The organism is Arthrobacter sp. NPDC058127 (genome assembly GCF_042884555.1).
Lineage (GTDB): Bacteria > Actinomycetota > Actinomycetes > Actinomycetales > Micrococcaceae > Arthrobacter.
In genome coordinates this window covers 89,129-114,102 of sequence record NZ_JBHVTT010000018.1, presented here as the reverse complement: position 1 = coordinate 114,102, position 24,974 = coordinate 89,129, and the positions used below count along the sequence as shown (strand labels likewise).

Annotated in this window: 19 protein-coding genes and 1 pseudogene; 12 read left to right on the top strand and 8 right to left on the bottom strand. The window is 64.7% G+C overall.

Annotated elements, in window-relative coordinates; genetic code table 11:
• Window positions 1–1,461 (top strand): annotated as a pseudogene (locus tag ACFVTG_RS19835) (pyruvate dehydrogenase (acetyl-transferring), homodimeric type); the annotation flags it as partial.
• Window positions 1,462–1,518: 57 nt separating this feature from the next.
• Here ACFVTG_RS19835 and ACFVTG_RS19830 read toward each other — a convergent pair.
• Window positions 1,519–1,710 (bottom strand): YegP family protein, encoded by a 192-nt coding sequence (locus ACFVTG_RS19830; RefSeq protein WP_236812809.1) that lies wholly within the window; start codon window positions 1,708–1,710, stop codon window positions 1,519–1,521.
• 202 nt (window positions 1,711–1,912) lie between these two features.
• Between ACFVTG_RS19830 and nboR the strand changes: the two genes are divergently transcribed.
• The gene (nboR, locus tag ACFVTG_RS19825; protein WP_390282577.1) at window positions 1,913–2,542 is read left to right on the top strand and encodes a nicotine blue oxidoreductase; all 630 of its coding nucleotides are present in this window, start codon (window positions 1,913–1,915) and stop codon (window positions 2,540–2,542) included.
• A 51-nt stretch (window positions 2,543–2,593) separates the two neighbouring features.
• On the opposite strand, the gene ACFVTG_RS19820 is transcribed toward nboR, so the two are convergent.
• The 5 genes from ACFVTG_RS19820 to ACFVTG_RS19800 all read right to left on the bottom strand — a co-directional run bounded on the left by ACFVTG_RS19820 (window position 2,594) and on the right by ACFVTG_RS19800 (window position 9,908).
• Complete coding sequence (locus ACFVTG_RS19820) at window positions 2,594–5,416, bottom strand: molybdopterin-dependent oxidoreductase (protein ID WP_390282576.1); 2,823 nt, start codon at window positions 5,414–5,416, stop codon at window positions 2,594–2,596.
• Window positions 5,417–5,418: 2 nt separating this feature from the next.
• On the bottom strand, window positions 5,419–6,357 hold the full coding sequence (locus ACFVTG_RS19815) for an FAD binding domain-containing protein (protein ID WP_390282574.1): 939 nt from the start codon (window positions 6,355–6,357) through the stop codon (window positions 5,419–5,421).
• On the bottom strand, window positions 6,348–7,538 hold the full coding sequence (locus ACFVTG_RS19810) for an XdhC family protein (protein ID WP_390282572.1): 1,191 nt from the start codon (window positions 7,536–7,538) through the stop codon (window positions 6,348–6,350). Before ACFVTG_RS19810 ends, ACFVTG_RS19815 begins: the two co-directional genes overlap by 10 nt.
• A gap of 288 nt (window positions 7,539–7,826) precedes the next feature.
• Complete coding sequence (locus ACFVTG_RS19805; protein WP_390282585.1) at window positions 7,827–9,398, bottom strand: NCS2 family permease; 1,572 nt, start codon at window positions 9,396–9,398, stop codon at window positions 7,827–7,829.
• Window positions 9,399–9,413: 15 nt separating this feature from the next.
• On the bottom strand, window positions 9,414–9,908 hold the full coding sequence (locus ACFVTG_RS19800) for a nucleoside deaminase (protein WP_390282571.1): 495 nt from the start codon (window positions 9,906–9,908) through the stop codon (window positions 9,414–9,416).
• Window positions 9,909–10,295: 387 nt separating this feature from the next.
• Here ACFVTG_RS19800 and ACFVTG_RS19795 point away from each other — a divergent pair, with 387 nt between their 5' ends.
• Window positions 10,296–11,690 (top strand): 8-oxoguanine deaminase, encoded by a 1,395-nt coding sequence (locus ACFVTG_RS19795; protein ID WP_390282570.1) that lies wholly within the window; start codon window positions 10,296–10,298, stop codon window positions 11,688–11,690.
• Window positions 11,691–11,730: 40 nt separating this feature from the next.
• On the top strand, window positions 11,731–12,516 hold the full coding sequence (locus ACFVTG_RS19790; RefSeq protein ID WP_390282569.1) for a DUF2510 domain-containing protein: 786 nt from the start codon (window positions 11,731–11,733) through the stop codon (window positions 12,514–12,516).
• Between the two features lie 126 nt (window positions 12,517–12,642).
• On the opposite strand, the gene ACFVTG_RS19785 is transcribed toward ACFVTG_RS19790, so the two are convergent.
• Window positions 12,643–12,819 (bottom strand): hypothetical protein, encoded by a 177-nt coding sequence (locus ACFVTG_RS19785; RefSeq protein WP_172465634.1) that lies wholly within the window; start codon window positions 12,817–12,819, stop codon window positions 12,643–12,645.
• Between the two features lie 416 nt (window positions 12,820–13,235).
• On the opposite strand from ACFVTG_RS19785, the gene pucL reads away from it, so the two are divergent.
• From pucL to ACFVTG_RS19765, 4 genes are all read left to right on the top strand, one after another.
• Window positions 13,236–14,150: a factor-independent urate hydroxylase gene (gene pucL / locus ACFVTG_RS19780; protein ID WP_390282567.1), complete on the top strand. Its 915-nt coding sequence runs from the start codon at window positions 13,236–13,238 to the stop codon at window positions 14,148–14,150.
• A gap of 218 nt (window positions 14,151–14,368) precedes the next feature.
• Entirely contained in the window at window positions 14,369–15,859 is a 1,491-nt protein-coding gene (locus ACFVTG_RS19775; RefSeq protein ID WP_390282565.1) for a nucleobase:cation symporter-2 family protein, read from the top strand.
• A gap of 112 nt (window positions 15,860–15,971) precedes the next feature.
• Complete coding sequence (locus ACFVTG_RS19770) at window positions 15,972–16,796, top strand: MurR/RpiR family transcriptional regulator (RefSeq protein WP_390282564.1); 825 nt, start codon at window positions 15,972–15,974, stop codon at window positions 16,794–16,796.
• Between the two features lie 156 nt (window positions 16,797–16,952).
• Complete coding sequence (locus ACFVTG_RS19765) at window positions 16,953–18,539, top strand: NCS1 family nucleobase:cation symporter-1 (RefSeq protein WP_390282563.1); 1,587 nt, start codon at window positions 16,953–16,955, stop codon at window positions 18,537–18,539.
• 197 nt (window positions 18,540–18,736) lie between these two features.
• Here the strand turns inward: ACFVTG_RS19765 and ACFVTG_RS19760 are convergent, their stop codons facing one another.
• Complete coding sequence (locus ACFVTG_RS19760; protein WP_059389461.1) at window positions 18,737–19,492, bottom strand: IclR family transcriptional regulator; 756 nt, start codon at window positions 19,490–19,492, stop codon at window positions 18,737–18,739.
• Between the two features lie 210 nt (window positions 19,493–19,702).
• Between ACFVTG_RS19760 and ACFVTG_RS19755 the strand changes: the two genes are divergently transcribed.
• The 4 genes from ACFVTG_RS19755 to ACFVTG_RS19740 are packed head-to-tail and all read left to right on the top strand — an operon-like array spanning window position 19,703 to window position 24,807.
• Window positions 19,703–21,091, top strand: coding sequence for an NAD-dependent malic enzyme (locus ACFVTG_RS19755; RefSeq protein WP_284753739.1), 1,389 nt, complete (start codon window positions 19,703–19,705; stop codon window positions 21,089–21,091).
• A 26-nt stretch (window positions 21,092–21,117) separates the two neighbouring features.
• The gene (gene aceB, locus ACFVTG_RS19750) at window positions 21,118–22,713 is read left to right on the top strand and encodes a malate synthase A (RefSeq protein ID WP_390282562.1); all 1,596 of its coding nucleotides are present in this window, start codon (window positions 21,118–21,120) and stop codon (window positions 22,711–22,713) included.
• A gap of 2 nt (window positions 22,714–22,715) precedes the next feature.
• Entirely contained in the window at window positions 22,716–23,984 is a 1,269-nt protein-coding gene (locus ACFVTG_RS19745) for a DUF6986 family protein (protein WP_390282561.1), read from the top strand.
• A 10-nt stretch (window positions 23,985–23,994) separates the two neighbouring features.
• Window positions 23,995–24,807: a bifunctional allantoicase/(S)-ureidoglycine aminohydrolase gene (locus ACFVTG_RS19740; protein WP_284753733.1), complete on the top strand. Its 813-nt coding sequence runs from the start codon at window positions 23,995–23,997 to the stop codon at window positions 24,805–24,807.
• Window positions 24,808–24,974: the final 167 nt, after the last annotated feature.

The window sequence follows — 24,974 nt, the reverse complement described above, 5'->3', positions numbered from 1 at the left end:
ATGGAGGACCTCAAGGCCTTCCGCGACCACCTGCGCATCCCCATCACCGACGAGCAGCTCGACACCGACCTGTACCGTCCCCCGTACTACCACCCCGGCATGGACGCACCCGAGATCGCCTATCTCCTCGAGCGCCGAGCTGCGCTGGGAGGCTTGGTCCCCGAACGGCGTTCCAACCATGCGGCCGTCGAACTGCCCGACGCCAAGACCTTTGACGTCGCCAAGCGCGGCTCCGGCAAACAGCAGGCCGCCACCACCATGGCCTTCGTCCGTCTACTCAAAGACCTGCTCCGCGACAAGAAATTCGGGCACCGGATTGTCCCCATCGTGCCGGACGAATCGCGCACCTTCGGCATGGACGCGTTCTTCCCCACCGCGAAGATCTACAACCCCAAGGGCCAGAACTACCTCTCCGTGGACCGGGACCTCGTCCTGGCCTACAAGGAATCCCCCATGGGCCAGCTCATCCACCCCGGCATCAACGAAGCCGGCGCCGTCGCGGCCTTCACCGCCGCCGGAACCGCCTACGCCACCCACGGCGAACCCCTCGTGCCGATCTACGTGTTCTACTCCATGTTCGGCTTCCAACGCACCGGCGACGCCTTCTGGGCCGCCGCGGACCAAATGACCCGCGGCTTCATCATCGGCGCCACCGCAGGACGGACCACCCTCACCGGCGAAGGACTCCAACACGCCGACGGACACTCCCCCATCCTGGCCTCCACCAACCCCGCCGTCCTCACCTACGACCCCGCCTACGGCTACGAAATCGGACACATCATCCGCGACGGCCTCGAACGCATGTACGGCCCGGACTCCGCCGACCGGAACTTGATGTACTACCTCACCGTGTACAACGAGCCGATCAGCCAGCCCGCGGAACCGGAAAACCTCGACACCGAGGGCCTCCTCAAGGGCATCTACCTGCTGGCCCCGGCGAAAACCGACGGGCCCCGGGCACAGATCCTGGCCTCCGGCGTCTCGGTCCCCTGGGCCCTGGAAGCCCAGAAGGTCCTGGCCCAGGACTGGGGAGTCTCCGCCGATGTCTGGTCCGTGACCTCCTGGAACGAACTCCGACGCGACGGACTCGCCGCCGAAGAACACGCCTTCCTGAACCCCGGCGAAGAACCCCGCACCCCGTTCGTCGCCCAGCAACTCGCCGGCGCCACCGGACCGGTCATCGCCGTCACCGACTACATGAAGGCCGTCCCCGACCAGATCCGCCAATTCATCCCCAACGAATTCGCCTCCCTCGGCGCCGACGGCTTCGGATTCTCCGACACCCGCCAAGCCGCACGCCGCTTCTTCAAAAACGACACCCACTCCATCGTCGTCAAAGCCCTCCAACTCCTCGCGGCGAGGGGCGAGGTTGACCCGAGTGCGCCGTCGTACGCCATCGATCGGTACAAACTGCTCGACGTGACTGCCGGCACCACCGGCGGTTCGGGGGGCGACTCCTAAACAGGTGCAAAAAAGAATCGGCGGTAGTGCTCCATGAGCACTACCGCCGATTTGTTGTCACGCTCCGAGCGAGCGGCGATCCACCACGAATCCTGTGGCGGCATTCTCCCTGACTGCGTTGATACCGGCCACAAGGGCCGCAATATCCGGGAACCTGGGCGACACTGCCACTACCGTTCCATCATCGGCCTTCAACCGGAAACGGAACGATTGCTCCCCAGCCGTCAAGATTTCGAAAATGCCAGACATAAACCCTCTTTCCACCGCGGATGCGTCATTGCATCCCCTTCGATGACCACTGACTCTCGTGAAGTCCCTAAGAGAATATCGGCCATGGGAGCCAGCCAGAAGGCCTACCCGCGGGTAATATTCAACCTTTTTCGGTAGACCTATATTGGAGTGCAAGGTGAACCTAGAGATCTCTCGAGGGCGCATGGATAGGGTGAACCCCATGAACGATTCCAGCCCCGCGCCCACCGTTGGTGTGCTGTTGGCCGGCGGCGCAGGGACACGCCTGGGCCTCGGCCCCAAGGCGCTGCTGCCCTTCCGCGGCCGCACCTTGGTTGAAGTGCTCGCCAAGACATTGCTCGACGGCGGATGCTCCAAGGTAGTCGTAGTGCTCGGTGCCGGAGCCGAGGATGTCCGTGGCGCTACGGAGCTGGACAAGTACCTCGTCGTCGACAACCCGGAGTGGGCGACCGGCATGGCCAGCTCGTTCCGCACCGGTATTGCGGCAGCTACACACGGCCACAATGTCATGGTGACTTTGGTGGACCAGCCTGGGGTGACCCCCGCCGTCGTCGCCAGGCTGTTAGCAGCGCACCAAGCCGGCCGGGTGACCGCGGCGGGATACCCGGAAGCCGCCTTCGACGGTGGCCACACAACAAAGCTAAGGCGCGGCCACCCCTTGATCATCGACGTCACGCTCCGTGCCGAGGTAGCAGAATCGGCCGTGGGCGACGCCGGAGCACGCCGTTTCCTCAAAGCACACCCCGGCCTCGTGGACGTCATCGACTGCAGCGACCTCGCCGACGGAGCCGACGTGGACACGAAAGACAAGCTGCACCTCCTCAGCGGCTAGCCACCCCCAACTGACTAGCAATAGATGCCGTTATGAGGCTCGATAACGACATTAAATGCGAGTCAGTTGGGTGGGGGCGGAGGCGGCGGCGTCCTTCAGTGCCAGGTAGATTTTGTCCCGGGCGATAGGGAGCGCCGCGAACCTCACCCCGGTGGCGTTCCGGATGGCGTTGGCCAGCGCGGGCGCAACGGGGTTGAACGGGCTCTCGCTCATGGACTTCGCGCCGAGCGGCCCCATCTGGTCGTTCGTTTTCGCGAAGTAGACCTCGCTGCGTGGCACGTCCGCGAAGGAAGGGATGTGGTACTGCCGAAGGATGTCGGTGGTGACCTTGCCTGCGTCGTTCACGCGGACTTCCTCATACAGTGCGACACCCAGCGCCTGGGCGATTCCGCCTTCCACCTGGCCGCGGCATTGCCGTGGATTGACCACGACGCCGGCATCGGCCGCCTGGACGCTCTGCAGGATCCGCAGCTCCCCCGTGCCGGTGTTCACGGCCACCCGGAATCCGTGGACGTTGAAGGCAACCGAACGCGGAGTTCCGCCCCAACGCCCTTCGGCGGCGAGTTCCATGCCCTGCTGCCGCGCGGCGTCGTGCACCTCCGCTAGCGCCAAGACCCGCTCACCGCAACGCACCGCACCGTCCTCGAGCAGGCACTCCGCCTCCGAAACACCGGCAAACGCAGCAGCCACGGCCCGGATCCGCACTGCGAGCTCCTGCGCTGCGAGCAAGGTTGCCTGCCCGGCCACCACGGTTCCTGCGGAGCCGAACGCGCCGGTATCGTGCTCCACGAGGTCCGTATCGGACTGGCGCACGGCCACGTTCGACGCCGAGGTGGACAGGGCGGTCGCCGCCAGTTGGGCGTGGACCGTGGTGGTGCCGTTGCCGAACTCGGCCGTCCCGACGGCGGCGTCGAACGTACCGTCCGGCAGGAGCCTGAGGCGCGTGTGGGCGAAGTGCCCGCGAGGCGGAACGGTGTCGATCATGGACAGCGCGGAACCGACGCCCGTGACCCACTCCGGACCGAGATCGTCGAGCCCGGCGTCCCGGTAGCGTTGGCCGCCGCGTTCGAGGGCATCGCGGACCAGCGCCACGCATTGGTCCAGACCGTAACTGCCGTAGAAGACGTCCTCTTCCGGTTCCGGGTTCGTGGAGAGCATGTCGTCACCCGGCCGGACCATGTTCTTGAGCCGGAAGTCCAGGGGGTCCATGCCGATTCCGACAGCGAGCTCGTCCATGGCGGATTCGATCGCGAAAATCATCTGGCTCAGGCCGTAGCCACGGAAGGCGCCGGCCGGGACCGTGTTGGTGTAGACGGCCTGCGCATCCACTTTCTTGTTGGCACATTTGTAGACGGCCAAGGATTCGCCGCAACCGTGGAACATCACTCCAGGCGCGTGGTTTCCGTATGCACCAGTGTTGGTGACCACGTCCACCTTCATCGCGGTCAAGTGGCCGTCACTGCTCGTCCCGGCCTTGACTTTGATGGTGAAGGGGTGACGTGTGGTGGTGGCGGTAAATTGTTCGGTGCGCGTGAATTCCACTTGCACGGGCCGGCGGAGTTTGAGTGCCGCCATGGCCACGAGATCCTCGGTGAGCACTTCCTGCTTGCCGCCGAACCCGCCGCCGACGCGCCCGGCCACGACGCGGATGCGGTCTTCGGGAAGATCGAACACGCGGGCAAGTGTCCGCCGGACCAGGAACGGGACCTGGCTGGAGGAACGCACCATGAGCCGGTCCTCCCCGGGGTTCTCGGAGGGTTCCACCCAGGCGATGGAGCAGTGCGTTTCCATCGCGACGTGCTGCACCCTCTGGGTCTGGTACGTGTTCTCATGGATGAAGTCGGCCGCGGCAAATCCGGCTTCGACGTTCCCCAGCTCGGAATGGACCTCCGCCACGACGTTGTTCTGTGGGCGGGAAATCCGGGCCGTTTCCCCGTCCTTCTCTCCGTGTATCGCTGGCGCACCGGGCAGCAACGCGTCCTGCGGCGAGAAGACAGCGTCCAGGAGTTCGTACTCCACCTTGATGGCCCGAGCCCCGGCTTCCGCTGCGCCCAGCGATTCACCGACGACGGCGGCAACCCGCTGGCCGATGAAGCGCACCACGTTGTCGAGGACGCGGGTGTCGTCGGGATCATCGGTGTAAAGCTCGTGCTGGGCCGTGGAGAACAACCGGTCCGGCGCGTCCTCATGCGTGAAAACCGCGACGACGCCGGGTATTTGGAGGGCCGCCGTCGTATCGATGGAAACAATCCGGGCATGCGCGTGTGGCGAGCGCAGCAGCTTCAGATGCAGCAGTCCCGGGAGCTGTTCCGCGGGGACGTCGAGGGTGTAGCGGGCGGTGCCGGTGACGACGGCGCGACCCGCGGGGGCGGGAACGTTGTCGCCGAGCTGGCCCGAACCCTTAGCTCCCGCGCCGGCCCGCGACGCGGCGTCGCCGTCGTCGTGCCCGTGGCTACCGCACACGGCGTCCGCAATCGAGCGGTAGCCCGTGCAGCGGCACAGGTTTCCCTTGAGGTTTCGCGGGAGGTTGGCTTTCTGTTCCTCGTCGAAGGTGGCGGCGGTCATCATCATGCCGGCCGTGCAGAAACCGCACTGGAAGCCCTGGTTTTCCAGGAACTGCTCCTGCACGGGATGAAGCTCTTCCCCGTTCGACAACCCCTCGATGGTGGTGACCGAGTGCCCTTCGGCGCGGACGGCGGGGTAGATGCAACTGTGCACGGGTGTGCCGTCCACGTGGACGGTGCACGCGCCGCAGTCGCCGCCGTCGCACCCTTTCTTGACTCCGAAGTTGCCCTGTTCGCGCAGGAACGTCCGAAGGCACTGGCCCGGGCGGGGTGCGGCCTCGGTGGCGGTTCCGTTGATCTCGATTGCCATGCTCAGGCCTCCTTCTGTGCGAGTTGGGTGGATGGTTGCGGCGACGTGGCGTGCGGCGGCCAGAAATCGCCCGAGACGGTGAGCGGTCCGTCCGGAACCGGCTCGAGCAACTCCGCGCGGATCTCCTCGGCAAGTCGGAAGGTCATGTCGCGGCGCCATTCCGGGAGCCCGTGGATGTCGTCGTGGTACAGCTCTGTAGGGATTAAATGCGCGACGGCGGCGGCCAGCCGCTCGGCGTCCGGCAACTCCGCGGCAGCGAACCGCAGCTGAACAGGCCGTTTGGTGGCGGCGGTGACGGTGAGGACAAAGCTGCCATCGGCGTCGAGCCTTCCGATCAGCAGGACCCCGGATCGCCCGAGGTTGCTGAGCGAGAGCCGGCGGAAGGCGACCTTCGCCCCCAAGGCCGACGCGGGCAGCTGGATGCTGCGCACGAGCTCGCCGGGTGCCAGGCAGTTTTTCCCGTCCCCTGTAACGAACTCGGCCACTGGAACCGTACGGCTGCTGCCGTGCCGGCCAAGGATGGTGGCCCTCGCATCCAGACCTGCGCACAGCGAAATCATCGGCCCGGCGGGGAGGGCGGTGCACACATTGCCGCCAACGGTGGACATGTTCCACACCTTGAAGGAAGCCACGAAAGAGTCACAGCACGGCCGGAAAAGAGCCAGTCCCGGCCAGTTCCGGCCGGCCACAGCGTCAGACACCGGGAGCGCGTAGAGTTCGGCGACGGTGCAGGTGGCGGCCAGCTCAATGCCGGCGTCGCTCACGTTTACGGCCGGCCAGCCTGCTTGCCCTAGGTCAAGCAACCGCTTGAGCGGCTCCTCGCTGCCCACCGGGCTTCCGTAAGAAAACAGGACCGTGCCGCCGGCGAGCCAAGCATCGCCCTCGCGCCACTGGCCTGGATCCGTGGTGGCAACCACGGACTCGATGGTGTTCATGTCCATGGGTTCTCCTGGGTTTGTTCGGGGGTGTTGGTGCGGTGGATCGGTCCCGTTCCGTCCTTGAGCGAACCCCGGGCGGAGGCCGGCTGCGGAGCGCGGGACGCGAGGATTTCGGCGGTAATGGAAACGGCCACTTCGGCGGGAGTGACCGCGCCAAGATCCAGCCCGATCGGCGAATGCAGGCGCTCAAGGGCCGCGGCCGGGATGCCGCAGTCCAGCAGTCCATCAATCCGCTGCCGGTGGCTGCGCCTGGAACCCATGGCTCCCACATAGGCGAGATCCAAGGCAAGGGCGGTTTCCAGCAGGGGAATATCGAATTTGGGATCGTGGGTCAGCACGCACACGACGGTGCGGGAATCGATCCGGCCGACGGCTGCTTCGGCGGCAAGGTAGCGGTGCGGCCAGTCCGTGACAAGGTGGTCGGCGGCGAGGAAACGGCCCTGGCTCGCAAAAGCGGGCCGCGCATCGCACAAGGTGACCTCGTAGCCCAGGAGTTTCCCGGCGGGGAGCAATGCCGCGCCGAAGTCGTTGGCGCCAAAGATGAGCATGCGGGCCGCGGGCAGGCGGCTTTCCACGAAGAGGGTGATGGGTTCGGTTTCCGGCCCGGAGCCCCCGCAGCCTTCGGCCGGGGCGAGCCGCACCATCCCTGCACGGCCTCCGCGGAGAAGCGGTTCAAGCTGCGCCGCGGCCGCGCGGATCACGGAGTCATCCCCGCCAAGAAGGTCCGAAAGTTCTTGTGAACCTGCGGCGGAAAAAGCTGCCGGATCGGGAACGACGACGGCGCCTCCCGCGGCGTCGAGCCTGCGGATGAGTGCCAGGGAGGAGCCGCCGAAAGCGTTGTTCAATGAAGCCAAGTCCAGGCCGGCGGCCCCGGTCGGCTGGATGTGGACTTCGAGCTCGCCGCCACACGTGAGCCCGACGGCGAACGCGTCCTCGGCACTGTAGCCGAACGACTCGAGGCGACTGCCGCCGTCGCGCATTGCTTGAAGGGCGGCCTCCACCACGGCGCCTTCCACGCAACCTCCGGAGAGGCTGCCAAGCACGTCGCCCTGTTCGGAAACGAGCATGGACGTGCCGGGGGGCCGGGGCACGGAACCTCCCACGGCCACGATGGTGGCGACGGCGCATCGCTGCCCGGAGACCGCGGGTCGCCAGGTGCCCAGCGAGGGCATCAAATCCAGCATGGCAACACCTCCTTTACCGAGGTCCCGGACCGGAGACCCGCCCGGGGCAGTGTGCGATCTTGCCTCATATTCTCATTCCTTGCGTGTGTTCGGGGAAGCTTGGGTGCGTGATCACCCGTTTCGCGAAGAGGACCGGGGCGGGCCTCTCATTTCCCACCCCGGTCCTTAGCGGAGCGGCCGTACCCCACCGCCGCCCGCCGTCGTCGTCCGCACTATGCGGTTGGTGACGATCGGCGGACGCCTATTCATTGCGGTGACTTGCGGCCGGACCGCCGTCTCAATGGCCGGCTACGCTCCCATCAGCGCGCTGATCGGCCCGCGGGCAAAGTAGATCAGGAAGCCCACGGTCACCACCCACATGAGCGGGTGGACTTTGTTGCCCTTCCCCGATGCCGCGTGGATCACGGCCCAGGAGATGAACCCGACGCCGATTCCGTTGGCGATGGAGTAGGTCAGCGGCATGGTGACGATGGTCAGGAAGGCCGGCAGGGCCACGGAGAACTTGGAGAACTTGATCTCGCGGATCTGTGCCATCATCATGGCTCCCACTACCACCAAGGCTGCGGCTGCGACCTCGAGCGGAACCACGCTGGTGAGCGGGGTCAGGAACATCGACCCCAGGAACAGCAGGCCGGTGACCACCGACGCCAGGCCGGTACGGGCGCCTTCGCCAATGCCGGCAGCGGAGTCGATGTACACGGTGTTGGACGAACCCGACGTCGCGCCGCCGGCTACCGCGCCCAGGCCCTCGACAATGAAGGCCGACTTGAGCTTGGGGAACGTACCGTCCTTGTAAGCCACGCCGGCGCTCTTGGCGAGGCCGGTCATGGTGCCCATGGCGTCGAAGAAGTTGGTGAACACCAGGGTGAACACCAACATCGTGGCCGCCAGGCCGCCGATCCTCGAGAACGAACCGAAGAGGTCGAAGTGGCCTACCAGGCTGAAGTCCGGGGCGGATACCAGCTGGCCGGACAGTACCGGGGTGTTGAGGTGCCAGCCACCGGGATTGGCGGCGCTGCCAGGCCCGATGTGCATGACGGCCTCGACGACGGCGGCGAGGACCGTGGTGGCGACGATTCCGATCAGGAGGCCGCCCTGGATCTTACGGGCTACAAGGATTCCCATGACCAGCAGACCGACAATGAAAATGAGGGTAGGTATAGATGTGATGGAGCCATCGTTACCGAGCTGTACCGGCGGTCCGCCTTTTGTGGCGCGGACGAAACCGGAATCGACGAAGCCGATGAAGGCGATGAACAGGCCGATGCCAACGGTGATGGCGGCCTTGAGTTCCTTGGGAACAGCCTTGAAGATCGCGGTCCGGGCGCCCGTGACGCCGAACAGGACAATCAGGATGCCGTTGATGACCACCAGGCCCATGGCTTCCGGCCAGGTGACTTCATGGATGACGGCGACTGCGAGGAACGAGTTGATTCCCAAGCCTGCGGCGAGCCCGAACGGTAGGTTCGCGATGAGGCCGAAGAGGACCGTCATGACACCGGCGGTCAGGCCGGTGACTGCCCCCACCTGTGCTGCGGACAACCATCCGCCAGCTACATCCGTGGGTGCGTTCTGGGCTGAGAATCCGCCCAGGATCAGGGGGTTGAGGATAACGATGTAGGCCATCGTGAAGAACGTGACGATGCCGCCGCGGAATTCGCGGGCCAGCGTGGAGCCACGCTTGGTGATCTGGAAGAAACGATCCAGGAAGGAGTTCGACGCCGGGGGCCTGGGGCTGCTGCCCCGCTGCGCCAGTCCGGTTGCCGTGTGCTTTTCGCGTGCTTCTGTCTGCCCTGCGCCGGAAGGCGCAGCCTGCTTTTCAGTTGCCGTTCGCATTTCTGCGGGGTCCAGGATTGTCATTTCAGCCACCGGGCCCTAGTAGTCAATCCTGGAGTCAAGCGTGTTCCAGGTGTTGAACGGTTCCAGGATGGCCGGGACCTGGGGGTCGCCCAGTTCCAGCTTGCGGACCGGCATAAGCTTGTCCCGGTCTTCGTTCTCGAAGTATTCGTAGAAGACGGCGTCGTCGAAGCCGACGGATGCGGCGTCGTGCCGGTCTGCTGCGAAAACCACGTTTCCGATGCGTGCCCAGAGCGCCGAGGCGAGGCACATGGGGCATGGCTCGCAGCTCGTGTAGAGGGTGGCTCCGCTGAGATCGAAGGTGCCGAGCTCGCGGCAGGCATTGCGGATGGCGGTGACCTCGGCGTGGGCCGTGGGGTCGTTGGTAGCGGTGACCCGGTTGACGCCTTCGAAGGCGCGGCCATCCGCGGTGACAATGACGGCGCCGAACGGCCCGCCGCTGTTGAGGACATTGGCTGTTGCCAGCTCAATGGAAGTGGCCAAGAAACGTTCGGCCGTGACGGTGGTACTCATGTGCGACTTCCTTAGTGCTGAGGAAGCCTGTAACCAGGGAGGCGTCTGGACATGACGGACCAGTGCTGCGATTACCAGGCTTCAGCATGTGCTTTTGAAGGTTTCGCCTGGTAGATAGCTTCCCGGAGTCCGGGTGCCCGCCTTTGGCAAATTGAGATTAGCACCGGAGATGTGAGCCGCGCCATAGTTTCTGGAAAAAAAGTTTCGAGATGTGAAATTCACGCTGAACGCCGGGCATGAGGCCGTGTTCGGGCGCCGGTCACATTGACGCACTTCGACGAGCGACCTACGCTGGGTGCCACCGGCAGGGTTGACCTCCGGAACCTGGATCAGCAGACAGGAACCACTGAGCTGGAACGCAATTACGCCGACCAGACAAGGATCCCCGTGTCCCCGAAATCCGATTTCCAGCCAGCAACTCCAGCAAGGCCTGCACCTTCCCGGCTCTGGATCAAGAATCCCCTCGCAGTGTTCACCGCCAACGGGCTCGACGCCAGCGGCGGCATCGTGGTCAGCGACGGGAAAATCGCCGAGCTCGTCCCCGCCGGCGCACAGCCTTCCGCGCAATGCGATCAAACCTTCGACGCCGGCAGCCATGTCCTGCTACCCGGGCTCATCAACACGCATCACCATTTCTACCAAACCCTCACGCGGGCTTGGGGTCCGGCGGCCAACGCTCCCCTGTTCCCTTGGCTGCAGAACCTGTATCCCGTGTGGGCGCGGCTGACGCCGGACAGCCTCGAACTTGCCGTGAAGGTAGCACTCGCGGAACTCCTGCTTTCCGGCTGCACCACGGCAGCCGACCACCACTACCTCTTCCCCGCGGGACTTGAGGACGCGATCGATATCGAGGTCGGCGTCGTGCGTGAACTCGGGATGCGCGCCACCCTCACCCGAGGGTCCATGACGCTGGGCGAGGACGACGGCGGGCTGCCGCCGCGTTCCACTGTGCAGCGTCCGGAGGTGATCCTCGCGGACAGCGAACGGCTGATCGGGGAGTACCACGAACGTGGAGACGGAGCGGTCATCCAAATCGCGTTGGCCCCTTGCTCGCCGTTCTCCGTGACCAGGGAAATCATGGCCGAGAGCGCCGCCATGGCCGAACGGCTGGATGTCCGGCTCCACACACACCTCGCGGAAACCATCGACGAGGAAGATTTCTGCCGCGAGATGTTCGGGCTGCGCACGGTGGACTATCTGGACAGCGTCGGCTGGCTCGGAAAACGTACCTGGCTTGGCCACGGCATCCATTTCGACGACGACGAGATCGCCCGGCTGGGTGCCGCGGGCACCGCCGTCGCACACTGCCCGACGTCGAACATGCGGCTCGCGTCCGGCACCGCACGGGTGCTGGAACTTGAGGCGGCCGGAGTTCCGGTGGGGCTGGGAGTGGACGGTTCGGCTTCGAACGATGCCTCCAACATGATCCTCGAAGCGCGGCAGGCGCTGTATCTGCAGCGGCTGCGCTACGGCGCGGACGTCCCTGTGGAACGCGCCATCGGCTGGGCGACGCGAGGATCCGCTGCGGTGCTGGGCCGCACGGACATCGGGCAGATCGCTCCCGGGATGCAGGCCGACCTAGCCTTGTTCACGCTTGACGAGCTGCGCTTCTCCGGCAGCCACGATCCCATCGCGGCCTTGTTGCTCTGCGCGGCCGACCGCGCCGACCGCGTCATGGTGGCCGGTAAGTGGCGCGTTGTGGACGGTCAGATCCCCGATCTGGACATCCCGGAACTTATTGCCAAACATTCAGCCGCCGCACAGAAAATCGTCAGGGGTTAGGAGTAGCCTCTCGATTAGGTCGTAGATCAGGAGGCACATCATGACCGTCCCCCAGAACAACACGCCGACTCCTCCAGGTTGGTACCCGGATCCCTCGGGCTCCGGGCAACTACGGTGGTGGGACGGCAACGCTTGGACCGGAAACGCGTGGAACCCACCGGGCCAGGCCGGCGCTGGTCAGCCCGCCGCGGGCCAGGCCGGCGCGGGTCAGGCCGGCCCGGGTCAGGCCGGCGCGGCTCAGGCCGGAATGGGTCAGCCCGCCGCGGCGTGGCCCGAGGCCGCGCGGCCAGGGCCATACGGCGGTCCGGGGCAGTACGGGGGGCCTCCGCAATACGCGGGACCGGTCCAGCCCGCACCGCGCCCGGAAATCAGCAAGCAGACCCCGGTCTACGACCCATTCATCTGGCTCGTCACCCTGTTGCCGGTGATCACCCTGATCATCCTGCTGCTCTGGAATCCGGTCTTCCACCTGCGGTATGTCGGCGCCAGGCGTGTACCCACCCTCGACCCCAGCGCATTCAGCGTTCCATATTTCCTGCTCATCGTTTCGGGCTGGCTGATCTACGGGGTCAGTGTTCTGCTGTCCTACCTCGACTGGCAAAAGCTGCAAAGGGACGGGGTGGTCCGCCCCTTCCACTGGACATGGGCCTTCCTGGGCGCCGGAGTCTACGTGGTGGGCCGCTCCGTGATTGTCCACAAGGTCGCTCCGCAGCGCGGACTCGCGCCGGTTTGGGCACTGATTGGCCTGGTGGCTGTGAGCTTCATCCTGGTGGCGGTCAAAGCGAGCATGATCGTTTCGACCATCGCCAAGGCCCTGCCAATGTAGGCTCCGGGCGAAATATCCGTCCCACGGCACAAAGCGGCGGGCGGCACCACCCCCGAAGGGAGGGTTCAGTGCCGCCCGCCTTTTGGCTCTGTTGCGCAGAGTCCCTCATCCCCAGGGGCAGGAGCCCTAGGAACGCTGCCGGCCGAATACCGGGAGGGCGCGCAGCCAGCGGGAGAAAGTCCCGGGCGTGCGGTCACAGTCGGCCGGAATGTAGAAGTCAGGATCCGTGGCGCCGAACGGCAGGTACAGTTCCTGGCCGGGCGCGGGGAATTCCACGACGTTGTTCTTATCCTGCGAGTCCATCTGTCCTCCTATTTCATGCGCTCAAGTTCTCCGTGGCGATGCGGTTGAAGCTTTTGAGTACTTTCCACATCTTGGAAAACATTTTTTGTTATATGGAAATGGTAGAGGGGATTCCCGAACCGCGTCAAGGGGTGCCCGCGGGGCCACGCCCCCGCCGCCAGCCGCCGTCGGTCACAATCGGAAAGTAGATAACGATTCTCCGGAAGTGATGTACACCACTGGCAAACGTGGGCTACGCTTTCTTCAATTCGTGGCGCAGGTCACGTAACCTGGGAGCAGCAGGCAGGGTCGTAATGAGCTGGCATCAACGGATGCCGGCTCTTTTTTGTTGGGTCGGCTCCACCAGAAACGCGTACGAAACACGCGCTTAATTTCATTGGTGGACCTTAGGGGTTCCACCTCATAGAAGTTGGGATATGACCATGAGCAACAAGATCGTCCTCGGCGACAACCAGTACGGCAAGGCTGAAGTCCGCGTCGTCAAAGTCACCCGCGACACCGACCGCCACCAGATCGAAGACCTTAACGTCACCTCGCAATTGCGTGGCGACTTCCAGGCTGCGCACCTCCAAGGCGACAACGCACACGTCGTCGCCACGGACACCCAGAAGAACACCATCTACGCTTTTGCCCGCGACGGCATCGGCTCCCCCGAAGGCTTCCTGCTGCGCCTGAGCGAACACTTCACCTCGGGGTTCGAGTGGGTCACGGGCGGCCGCTGGGAAGCTGAGGCCTACACTTGGGACCGCATCCAGGCACACGGCTCCGAACACGACCACAGCTTTGTCCGCAAGGGGCAGGAAGTCCGCACCGCCGTCGTGGTCCGCGAAGGCAATACGACGCACGTCATTTCCGGCCTCAAGGACCTGACCGTCCTCAAGACCACGCAGTCCGGCTTCGTGGGCTACCCCCGCGACCGGTACACCACGCTGCCCGAGACCACGGACCGCATCCTCGCCACCGACGTCTCGGCACGCTGGCGCTACAACACCGGGCTCGACGCTGCCGGGACCGACTTCAACAAGAGCTACGAGGACATCAAGGCCCTGCTCTTGGAAGGCTTCACGGAGAACTACTCCCACGCCCTGCAGCAGACCCTGTTCGACATGGGCAAGAAGGTCCTCGAGGCCCACAGCGAAGTGGACGAGATCAAGTTCTCGATGCCCAACAAGCACCACTTCCTGGTGGACCTCAGCCCGTTCGGCCTCGACAACCCCAACGAGGTCTTCTTCGCGGCTGACCGCCCGTACGGCTTGATCGAAGCCACGGTCCAGCGCGACAACACCACACCTGCCCCGGCTGCGTGGAACGGCATCGCCGGCTTCTGCTAAGCCCCCAGGTACCCGCCCAACTGATCCCCACCGCCTCCCTCGCCTCGCAAGCTCGGCCAGGGAACCCTGGCGGCGTGGGCCCTCGCATTTGATGTCGTTTTGGAGCCTCAAAACGACATCAAATGCGAGTCAGTTGGGCAACCATACCCAAAACCACATTGTTAGCCAGACAAAGTTAGCCAGACAAAGACGTCTGCCATGAACCAAGAAAGTCTGCCATGAACACCAAGAAGAAAACCCGCCCCGCAGAGTCCGGGCCGGACCGCCCCGAGGACCAGCGCCTCTCGATCGGGAGCACATTCGCCTACGGCTTCCAGCACGTCTTGACCATGTACGGCGGCATCATCGCACCGCCGCTCATCATCGGAGCCGCCGCGGGCATGTCCTCTCAGGACATCGGCCTCCTGATCGCGGCCTGCTTGTTTGTCGGCGGCCTCGCCACCATCCTTCAGACCGTCGGCATCCCGTTCTTCGGATCGCAGCTGCCGCTGGTCCAGGGCGTATCCTTCGCCGGCGTTTCCACCATGGTGGCGATCGTCCACGGAGGCGGCGGAATCCAGGCGGTGTTTGGTTCGGTCATTGTGGCGTCCTTGATCGGCCTGGCGATCACTCCCCTCTTCTCCAAGATCATCAAGTTCTTCCCGCCTGTGGTCACGGGTACCGTCATTACGACGATCGGGCTGACCCTCATGCCCGTCGCAGCCAACTGGGCCATGGGCGGCAACAGCGCCGCACCCAACTACGGCAGCATGGCGAACATCGGTCTCGCCGCCGCAACGATGGGCATTGTCCTGCTCCTCAGCAAGATCGGCAACGCGGCCATCTCCCGACTTTCCATCCTCCTTGCGATGGCTATCGGTACCGTCATCGCCCTCGCCACGGGAATGGCCGATTTCTCCAAGGTCGGCCAGGGTCCGATCGTTGCCTTCCCCACTCCATTCGCCTTCGGTGCTCCCACGTTCGAAATCGCGTCCATTGTTTCGATGCTGATCGTCATCCTGGTCACCCTGACCGAGACCTCGGCGGACATCATCGCGGTTGGCGAAATCGTGGGCACCAAGGTCGACTCCAAGCGCATCGGCAACGGATTGCGTGCGGACATGCTCTCAAGCGCCGTCTCACCTCTCTTCAACTCCTTCACCCAGAGCGCCTTCGCCCAGAACGTCGGCCTCGTGGCCATCACCGGAATCAAGAGCCGCTTCGTGGTCAGTGCCGGCGGACTCATCCTGGTGGTTCTCGGCGTGCTTCCCGTCCTCGGCCGAGTGGTCGCAGCGGTTCCGACGCCCGTCCTGGGCGGCGCCGGCGTCGTACTCTTTGGGACTGTGGCCGCTAGCGGCATCCGGACGCTCTCCAAGGTGGAGTACCGCAACAACATGAACCTGATCATCGTGGCTGCGTCCATCGGCTTCGGCATGATCCCGATCGCGGCCCCGAAGTTCTACGACCAGTTCCCATCCTGGTTCTCCACGATCTTCCACTCGGGCATCAGCTCGGCCGCCATCATGGCCATCCTGCTGAACGTGCTCTTCAACCACTTCAAGGCCGGCAACTCGGACAACCAGTCGGTGTTCGTGGCAGGCACGGGACGCGTGGTCACCGAATCGGATATTGCTTGCCTTGCGAACGGCGACCGTTTCGAGAACGGCAAGCTGATCGACGCCGAGGGCAAGGAAGTGCCGCTCAAGTCGAGCACCGCCGCCGAACACTGACGGGCCTTAAGCGCCTTTCTGCGCCGAACTGGCAGGTGTTGCCCCTCTTCCTCAAGAAGGGCAGCACCTGCCATTTCGCGATAGTTACGGATCCGCGTGAGACGGTTGTTTCATGAGGATCGATGAGCGAATCGAACAACACTACTCGGAGCTTGGGCCGCAGGAACAAAAGGCCGCGGACACCCTGCTGGACCGCTTGGGCGACCTTGCGGTCTACAACGCGGCCGAGCTCGCCCAGCTAAGCGGCGTTTCCAAGGCCACCATGAGCAGGCTCTTCCGCCGGCTGGGATTCGCCGATTTCAATGAGGTCAAGGAACACACCCGGAGCCTGAGGTCCAGCGGAGTGCCGCTCGCCAGGCAAGAGGGCGACGGCGGGGTCCCCCTGCATTTGGCACAGGAACAGCAGAACCTGGACCGCCTTTTCGACACGCTCGACGACGATCGCCTCCTCAATGTTGCACAACAACTGGCTGAGGCCCGGAATGTCCTGCTGATCGGTTTCCGCAACAGTTTCCCCGTAGCCCTCCACTTACGGCAGCAACTTCTACAATGCCGTTCATCGGTAAGCCTGGCCCCTCAGCCGGGCCAGAGCGTGGGCGAGGAGCTGGCAGGACTGGACGGGAACGACGTCGTGGTCCTGCTTGGCTTCCGGCGCAGGCCGGACCGTTTCCAGCATGTCCTGAAGGCCGCCACCTCCACCGGCGCGAGCACCATCCTGATCGGAGACCCCAGCGCCCGCTGGCTTGCGTCCGATGCCTCCCTCTGGATCGAATGCCCGGTGGAGGGCAGCGGAGCCTTCGACAGCTACGCGTCGGCCATGAGCCTCATGAGCGTCATCGCTAATGGGGTGTTGGCGGCGAAGGGCCGCTCGGGAAGGGATCGCGTCCGGGAAATCACCGGGGTGTTCGACGCACTGGAAGAGATCGAGCGACGGTAGTCCGACGGCGGCTGTCCTCGGCTCGCTCGCCGGGCACCCGGCGCCAAGCGTAAAGAAGAGTTAGCTGCCCGGAAACGGTCCTGAAACATCTGTTCCATTGAATTGAATCAGTGAAACGACTGCCCCTGTCGTGGAAAACCCTGATTCGAGGAACTGATGGCCGAAGCACAACTCGCCCCAGAGCAAACCGGCACAAGGCCCACAGGCGCGCTGGGCACCCTGCCGGGCAGCCCGACCGACGACGCCGCGGCACTCCGCGATCCGCGGCTCAGCAACGAAGACCTCGCGCCCCTGAAGAGCCAGCGCTGGAGCAGCTACAACCTGTTCGCCTTCTGGATGTCAGATGTCCACAGCATCGGCGGCTATGTGACGGCGGGCAGTCTTTTTGCCCTCGGCCTGGCCAGCTGGCAAGTGTTGGTGGCACTGCTGGTGGGCATCGTGATTGTCCAGGCTTTCTGCAACCTCGTGGCAAAGCCAAGCCAGAAGACCGGCGTGCCGTATCCCGTGATCAACCGGGCGGTCTTCGGCGTCAAGGGCGCCAACATCCCCGCCATCATCCGCGGGCTCATCGCTGTTGCCTGGTACGGGGTGCAGACCTTCCTGGCATCGGAAGCACTGGTGATCGTGTTCCTAAAGTTCTTCCCGGCCATGAAACCGTTGTACGACGTCCACCAGTACGGATTCCTCGGGCTTTCCGCCCTGGGTTGGATTTGCTACGGAATCCTCTGGGTAGCCCAGGCCGCGTTGTTCTGGAACGGGATGGAAAGCATCCGCAAGTTCATCGACTTCGCCGGACCGGCCGTCTACGTTGTCATGTTGGTTCTTGCCATCTACTTGGTATCCAAGGCCGGCATCAGCAACATCAGCCTCAACCTCTCCGCGGGCGAACCGCTCGACTTCGCGGCCTCCATCCCGGTCATGATCTCCGCGATCGCCTTGGTGGTGTCCTATTTCTCCGGCCCCATGCTCAACTTCGGCGACTTCGCGCGCTACGGAAAGAGCTTCCAGGCCGTCAAGAAGGGCAATCTCCTGGGCCTGCCCATCAACTTCCTGTTCTTCTCGCTGCTCACGGTCATCACGGCGTCGGCCACCATCCCGGTCTTCGGGCACCTCATCACGGACCCGGTCAAGACCGTGCAGGAAATCGATTCGGTGTTCGCGGTGCTGCTCGGCGGACTGACCTTTGTCATCGCGACCGTGGGCATCAACATCGTGGCCAACTTCATCTCGCCGGCGTTCGATTTCTCCAACGTGAGCCCGCAGAAGATCAGTTGGCGCATGGGTGGCATGATCGCCGCGGGCGGATCCGTCGTGCTGACCCCGTGGAACTGGTACTCGAATGACGACGCCATCCACTACACCCTCGGGGTTCTGGGGGCGCTGATCGGCCCGCTCTTCGGCATCCTCATCGCCGGCTACTACCTCGTGGGAAAGCAGAAGGTATGGGTTGAGGACATGTACACCATGAAGCCCAGCGGCAAGTATTGGTTCCGCAACGGCTACAACCCGAACGCGGTGAAGGCAGTCGCCATCAGCGGCGTGGTGTCGATCGCCTCGGTCCTGGTCCCCAAAGCGCTCCTTGACTCTGGTGCCACCACGGTCAACGCCACGTGGATCGGCAACTACAGCTGGTTCCTCGGTTGCGCCTTGGGCCTGCTGACCTTCTGGTACTTCGAGCGGCGCTCCCCGATGATCAACTTGGAGCCTAACGGCGTCGAAGCGAACGACGGCGCCCTCGCCTGAGCGCCCGCCCCTCCCCACGGAACGGACCCGCCGGACGCTCGCTCACCTATGGGGCCAAATACCAGGATGCTCGCTCACCCCGTGAGCGAGCATCGGCCGAAACACGACATAGGTGAGCGAGCGTCGGCCCGAAACCCGACACAAGTGAGCCAGCGTCCACCCGAAACCCGACACAAGTGAGCGAGCATCGGGACGGATTAGTTCTGGTTCAGCTCGGCAGAGATCGCGAGGGCGGCCTCGCGCAGCAACGGCACGGCGCGGTCGGCAAAGTGCTGGTCCACGCGGGACACCGGTCCGGAAACGGAAATAGCGGTCGGCGTCGGAGCGTTGGGGACGGCCATCGCGAAGCAACGGACGCCGATCTCCTGCTCTTCCTCGTCGATCGAGTAGCCGCGTTCACGGATCCGGTTCAAATCGGCGAGCAGGGAGTCGATGTCCCCGATGCTCTTTGCCGTGGGAGTCGGCATACCCGTGCGGGCTACGATGCCGCGGACCACTTCGTCATCCAGCTGGGCCAGGATGGCCTTTCCGACGCCGGTGTCATGCGTGTGGGCGCGGCGGCCCACCTCTGTGAACATGCGCATGGAGTGCAGTGACGGAACCTGGGCAACGTAGATGACCATGTCGGAATCCAGCACGGCCATGTTGGATGTTTCGCCGAGCCGGTCCACGAGGGACTTCAACTGGGGACGGGCAAGGGCTCCGAGTTGCTTGTTGGCGCCTTCGCCAAGCCGGATGAGCCGGGGGCCCAGTGCGTAGCGACGATTGGGCAGTTGCCGGATGTAGCCGAGGGACACCAACGTGCGCAGCAGGCGGTGGATGGTGGGGAGGGGCAGGTCTGTCGACGACGACAGTTCGCTCAACGTGACGTCTCCGCCGGCGTCGGTGATGAGTTCCAGCAGTTCGAAGACGCGCTCGACGGACTGCACGCCTCCCGAGGGCTTTTCAGCCATTCCGTTGTCTCCTATGGCTCGGAATCCGACAACTCTTATCCGCATCGTGAAAAGAATTGCTTAGAACACTCAAGATACAGCACGCGACGCCGGAATGCTTGCCTGCCGATCAGGGCTTGTGTTTCCACTTTGTAGATAATAATATCCATAATACGAAAACATTCGGTTTGAGCGGAGGCCCGCTAAGGGCCTGTACGAGGAGGAAATTCAATGGCGAACCCGAGCCCCGGAAATTCGATCACCCTGCGCGTCGCCGCGCCGTCGAGCTTCACTGCCACGAGCGAGCTGGCCGCTGCGGTCGCCGCTGCCGGTGCGGCCGTCACCGCGCTGGATGTGACCGAGTCGCACCACGACACCCTGGTTGTTGACGTCACCTGCAACACCACGGACGAAGACCACGCCAACCGCGTCAAGGACGCCCTCAACGCGCTCGACGGCGTCACTGTCCAGCACGTCTCGGACCGCACCTTCCTCATGCACCTGGGCGGCAAGCTCGAGGTCGTCCCGAAGGTGGCCCTGCGCAACCGCGACGACCTTTCGCGCGCCTACACTCCCGGCGTCGCTCGCGTCTGCCTCGCCATCGCCGAGGACCCGGCAGCTGCCCGCAACCTGACGGTCAAGCGGAACACCATCGCCGTCCTCACCGACGGTTCGGCCGTCCTTGGCCTGGGCAACATCGGCCCGGCCGCGGCACTGCCTGTCATGGAAGGCAAGGCCGCGCTGTTCAAGCAGTTCGCCAACGTCGACGCCTGGCCGGTCTGCCTGGACACCCAGGACACTGAAGAAATCATCATGATCGCCAAGGCCATGGCTCCGGTCTACGGCGGCATCAACCTTGAAGACATCGCAGCCCCGCGCTGCTTCGAAATCGAGAAGCGGCTCCGCGACGAGCTGGACATCCCGGTCTTCCACGACGACCAGCACGGAACGGCAATTGTCACCCTCGCGGCCCTCGTCAACGCGTTGCGCGTGGTGGACAAGAAGCTGTCCGAGGTCAAGATCGTTGTCTCCGGCGTCGGCGCCGCCGGCTCTGCGATCATCCAGCTCCTCAAGGCGCAGGGCGCGCAGCACATTGTCGCCGCCGGCCGCTCCGGCGCCATCCACTCGGGCGAAAAGTACGACGACGAGCACCGTTCCTGGATTGCCGCGAACACCAACGAGGCAGGCTTCTCCGGCACGCTGCACGAAGCCCTCAAGGGTGCCGACGTGTTCATCGGCGTCAGCGCTCCCCACGTGATCGGTGAAGAGCAGGTCGCCTCGATGGCCGAGAACGCGATCGTGTTCGCCATGGCCAACCCCACCCCGGAAATCGACCCGGTGATCGCTTCCAAGCACGCCGCTGTGGTCGCCACCGGCCGGAGCGACTTCCCGAACCAGATCAACAACGTGCTGGCCTTCCCGGGCTTCTTCCGCGGACTCCTCGACGCCGGAGCATCGGACATCATCCCGGAAATGCTCGTGGCCGCCGCAGAGGCTATCGCCAAGCGGGTTGCAGATGATGAACTGAATGCGAGCTACATTATCCCCAGCGTCTTCGACCCCCACGTTGCCGCCGACGTCGCCGCAGCCGTAGCAAACGCAGCAAACGCAGCCCGCTAGAGCGCTCCCTAGGAAAGGACCACCCCATGGCTCTCACAGTCACAGACCCCCGGCCGATCGAACGCGCCGAGGAGATCCTGACTCCCAAGGCGTTGGCCTTCGTGGAGGAACTGCACCGCCGTTTCGCGGGCACCCGCACCGAGCTCCTCGCGGCCCGCGTCGCCAAGCGTGAAGAAGTGGCCCGCACCGGCCGCCTCGACTTCCTGCCCGAAACGCAGGACATCCGCAACGGCGACTGGAAGGTCGCCGAAGCACCCCAGGCCCTGCAGGACCGCCGGGTCGAGATGACCGGCCCGGCCTCCCCGGCCAAGATGGCGATCAATGCCCTGAACTCCGGCGCCAAGGTGTGGCTCGCGGACCTCGAGGACGCCAGCACCCCCACGTGGGCGAACGTCATCGACGCCATCCTCAACCTCCGCGACGCCGCCCAGGGCACCCTGAGCTACACCTCCCCGGAGGGCAAGGAATACCGGCTCCGCACCGACGCGCCGCTCGCCGTCGTCGTCGCCCGCCCCCGCGGCTGGCACATGGACGAACGGCACCTGCTGCTCGACGGCGAACCCACCGTTGGCGCCCTGGTGGACTTCGGCCTGCACTTCTTCCACGTCGCCAAGCAGCTCCTGCTCAACGGCCACGGCCCGTACTACTACCTGCCCAAGATGGAAAGCCACCTCGAGGCACGCCTCTGGAACGACATCTTTGTCTTCGCCCAGGACTACCTCGGCATCCCGCAGGGCAGTGTCCGTGCCACCATGCTCATCGAAACCATCCCTGCCGCGTTCGAAATGGACGAGTTCCTCTACGAACTGCGGGACCACGCCTCCGGCCTGAACGCGGGCCGTTGGGACTACCTGTTCAGCATCGTGAAGTACTTCCGCGACGCCGGCGAGTCCTTCATCCTGCCGGACCGCGCGTCCGTGGTCATGACGGCCCCGTTCATGCGGGCCTACACGGAACTGCTGGTCAAGACCTGCCACAAGCGCGGAGCCTTCGCGATGGGCGGCATGGCAGCCGTCATCCCGAACCGCCGCGAGCCCGAAATCACGGCCCAGGCCTTCGAGAAGGTCCGCGCGGACAAGACCCGCGAGGCCAACGACGGTTTCGATGGCTCCTGGGTGGCCCACCCGGACCTCGTCTCCACGTGCCGCGAAGTGTTCGACTCCGTGCTCGGCGACAAGCCGAACCAGCTGGACAAGCAGCGCCCGGAGGTCTCCGTCACCGCCGATCAGCTGCTGGACATCTCCTCAGCCGGTGGCCACGTGACCGAGGCCGGGCTTCGCCTGAACCTCTACGTCGCCGTCGCGTACACCGCGGTGTGGCTTTCGGGCAGCGGCGCCGTCGCCATCCACAACCTCATGGAAGACGCCGCCACGGCGGAAATCTCCCGCTCCCAGGTGTGGCAGCAGATCCGCAACAAGTCCGTCCTCGCCGACACCGGCAACACGGTCACCCGCGAACTGGTCACCCGGATCCTTGGCGAAGAGACTGACCGCCTGCACGGAGAGGTCGACGCCGAGTCCTTCGAGAAGTTCTACGAGCCGGCGAGCCGCCTGATCGCGGACATCTGTCTCTCCGAGGACTACACGGATTTCCTCACCACTCCCGCCTACGAGCTGGTGTAGGAATGGCCGCATCCTCCTTCTCGGCGGCAGATCTTGCCGCGATCGACTCCCAACTGGCCGCCACTGACCAGTTGCTGGAGCGCAATTACCCCGGCGACGACGGCACCCGCCAGCCTGTGCACACGGTGTACGTCCCGGCGGACCGTTTCACGCCGTCGATGTCGGCTGAATGGGGCGCCCAGGCAATCACGACGGCGGAGGCCCACGGCGGGCTCGAAAGGCTCGGTACGCTGCTGGGCCAGGAGCCCGAACTGGCCGCCGCCGTCGCCACCCGTGTGGCTGCCAAACTGCGCAGCGAACCGATCGAGGACTTGCGCCTCGACTTCGAGGACGGCTACGGCGACCGGGGCGACGAAGCAGAAAACGTCGCGGCCGTAGCGGCTGCCCAGGCTGTCAGCGAAGCCGTTGCCGCAGGTTCGGCCCCGCCGTTCATCGGCATCCGGTTCAAGTGCTTCGAGGCCCCCACCCGGGCACGTGGCCTGAAGACCCTGGACCTGTTCGTCTCCACTTTGGCCTCGGCCGGAGAACTGCCCGAGGGACTCATCCTGACCCTGCCGAAGGTCACCACGGTGGCCCAGGTGCAGGCCATGGACTTCGCGGTCTCCCGGCTCGAAGAGATCCACTCGCTACCGGCGGGCCGGCTCCGCTTCGAAGTCCAGGTAGAGACGCCGCAACTGATCCTCGGCCCGGAGGGGACCTCCCCCGTGGCCCAGCTTCCGCACGCAGTTCCGGGCCGCATCAGTGGATTGCACTATGGCACCTATGACTACTCCGCTTCGTTGCAGATCTCCGCGGAGTACCAGTCCATGGAGCACCCGGTGGCGGATTTCGCGAAGGAAGTCATGCAGTTGGCCGTTGCGGGGACGGGCATCCGGCTCTCGGACGGTTCCACCAACATCATCCCGGTGGGCGACAACGTGGAAAACGCGTGGAAGCTGCACGGCCGTTTGGTCCGCCGCTCCCTTGAGCGCGGCTACTACCAGGGCTGGGACCTGCATGCTGCCCAGTTGCCGAGCCGTTTCGCTGCAACGTACGCCTTCTACCGCGAGGGCCTGCCCGCCGCAGCGGCCCGCCTCCGCAACTACGTGGAACGCACCGAAGGCGGCGTCATGGACGAACCCGCCACCGCCCGGGCACTGGCCGCCTTCGTCCTCCGCGGCGTCCAGTGCGGAGCGGTAGGTGCCGAAGAAGTGCTGGCGCTTGCCGGCGTCGAACTCCCCCGGCTGACTGCACTGGCGCATCCCCGGCTCGCACACACCACCTCCAAGTAAGGATCCAATGATGGGCAAGTACTACTATCCCCAGGGCGGCCTGCCGCCGCAGACCCACCTCACCACTGAACGCGCGATCGTCACGGAGGCGTACACGGTCATCCCCAAGGGCGTGCTGACCGATATCGTGACCAGCAACCTGCCGGGCTTCTCGAACACCCGTTCCTGGATCATTGCCCGTCCGATCTCCGGATTCGCCACGACGTTCTCCCAGTTGATCGTTGAGATCGGCCCGGGTGGCGGCGCTCCCAAGGCAGAGTTCGAAGCAGGCGTCGAAGGCGTCGTCTTTGTCACCAAGGGCAAGGTCAACCTGACCCTCGACGGCGAACTGCACCAGCTCGAAGAGGGCGGCTATGCCTACCTGGCTGCCGGTTCCAACTGGGGCCTTGAGAACGTCTCGGACGACATCGTCTCCTTCCACTGGATCCGCAAGGCCTACGAGCGCCTTGAGGGCTACGAAGCCAAGTCCTTTGTCACGAGTGACGACGAAGTTGAAGCCGGCGAAATGCCTGACGTCAACGGTGTCTGGGCAACCACGCGTTTCGCGGACCCCAACGACCTGGCCCACGACATGCACGTGAACATCGTGACGTTCCAGCCCGGCGGGGTCATCCCGTTCCCGGAAACCCACGTCATGGAACACGGCCTGTACGTCCTGGAGGGCAAGGGCATGTACCTGCTCAACAACGACTGGGTCGAAGTGGAGGCAGGCGACTTCATGTGGCTGCGCGCCTTCTGCCCGCAGGCCTGCTATGCCGGCGGCCCGGGCCCGTTCCGATACCTGCTGTACAAGGACGTCAACCGTCAGGTCAAGCTGACCTAGGCCTCTCCTTACCCCAACTGATCCCCACCGCCACCCTCGCGTCGCAAGCTCGGCCAGGGAACCCTGGCGGCGTGGGCCCCCGCAGTAGTTGTCGTTATGAGCGCTCATAACGACAACTACTGCGAGTCGGTTGGGTTTGGGCCGCACCCGGGTTCTCAACGTTGACC

Excerpts from the sequence above, each read along its gene's own strand:
- ACFVTG_RS19830 (WP_236812809.1), bottom strand. The coding sequence starts at position 1,710 with ATGTCTGGCATTTTCGAAATCTTGACGGCTGGGGAGCAATCGTTCCGT.
- nboR (WP_390282577.1), top strand. The coding sequence starts at position 1,913 with ATGAACGATTCCAGCCCCGCGCCCACCGTTGGTGTGCTGTTGGCCGGC.
- ACFVTG_RS19820 (WP_390282576.1), bottom strand. The coding sequence starts at position 5,416 with ATGGCAATCGAGATCAACGGAACCGCCACCGAGGCCGCACCCCGCCCG.
- ACFVTG_RS19815 (WP_390282574.1), bottom strand. The coding sequence starts at position 6,357 with ATGGACATGAACACCATCGAGTCCGTGGTTGCCACCACGGATCCAGGC.
- ACFVTG_RS19810 (WP_390282572.1), bottom strand. The coding sequence starts at position 7,538 with ATGCTGGATTTGATGCCCTCGCTGGGCACCTGGCGACCCGCGGTCTCC.
- ACFVTG_RS19805 (WP_390282585.1), bottom strand. The coding sequence starts at position 9,398 with ATGACAATCCTGGACCCCGCAGAAATGCGAACGGCAACTGAAAAGCAG.
- ACFVTG_RS19800 (WP_390282571.1), bottom strand. The coding sequence starts at position 9,908 with ATGAGTACCACCGTCACGGCCGAACGTTTCTTGGCCACTTCCATTGAG.
- ACFVTG_RS19790 (WP_390282569.1), top strand. The coding sequence starts at position 11,731 with ATGACCGTCCCCCAGAACAACACGCCGACTCCTCCAGGTTGGTACCCG.
- ACFVTG_RS19785 (WP_172465634.1), bottom strand. The coding sequence starts at position 12,819 with ATGGACTCGCAGGATAAGAACAACGTCGTGGAATTCCCCGCGCCCGGC.
- pucL (WP_390282567.1), top strand. The coding sequence starts at position 13,236 with ATGACCATGAGCAACAAGATCGTCCTCGGCGACAACCAGTACGGCAAG.
- ACFVTG_RS19775 (WP_390282565.1), top strand. The coding sequence starts at position 14,369 with ATGAACACCAAGAAGAAAACCCGCCCCGCAGAGTCCGGGCCGGACCGC.
- ACFVTG_RS19770 (WP_390282564.1), top strand. The coding sequence starts at position 15,972 with ATGAGGATCGATGAGCGAATCGAACAACACTACTCGGAGCTTGGGCCG.
- ACFVTG_RS19765 (WP_390282563.1), top strand. The coding sequence starts at position 16,953 with ATGGCCGAAGCACAACTCGCCCCAGAGCAAACCGGCACAAGGCCCACA.
- ACFVTG_RS19760 (WP_059389461.1), bottom strand. The coding sequence starts at position 19,492 with ATGGCTGAAAAGCCCTCGGGAGGCGTGCAGTCCGTCGAGCGCGTCTTC.
- ACFVTG_RS19755 (WP_284753739.1), top strand. The coding sequence starts at position 19,703 with ATGGCGAACCCGAGCCCCGGAAATTCGATCACCCTGCGCGTCGCCGCG.
- aceB (WP_390282562.1), top strand. The coding sequence starts at position 21,118 with ATGGCTCTCACAGTCACAGACCCCCGGCCGATCGAACGCGCCGAGGAG.
- ACFVTG_RS19745 (WP_390282561.1), top strand. The coding sequence starts at position 22,716 with ATGGCCGCATCCTCCTTCTCGGCGGCAGATCTTGCCGCGATCGACTCC.
- ACFVTG_RS19740 (WP_284753733.1), top strand. The coding sequence starts at position 23,995 with ATGGGCAAGTACTACTATCCCCAGGGCGGCCTGCCGCCGCAGACCCAC.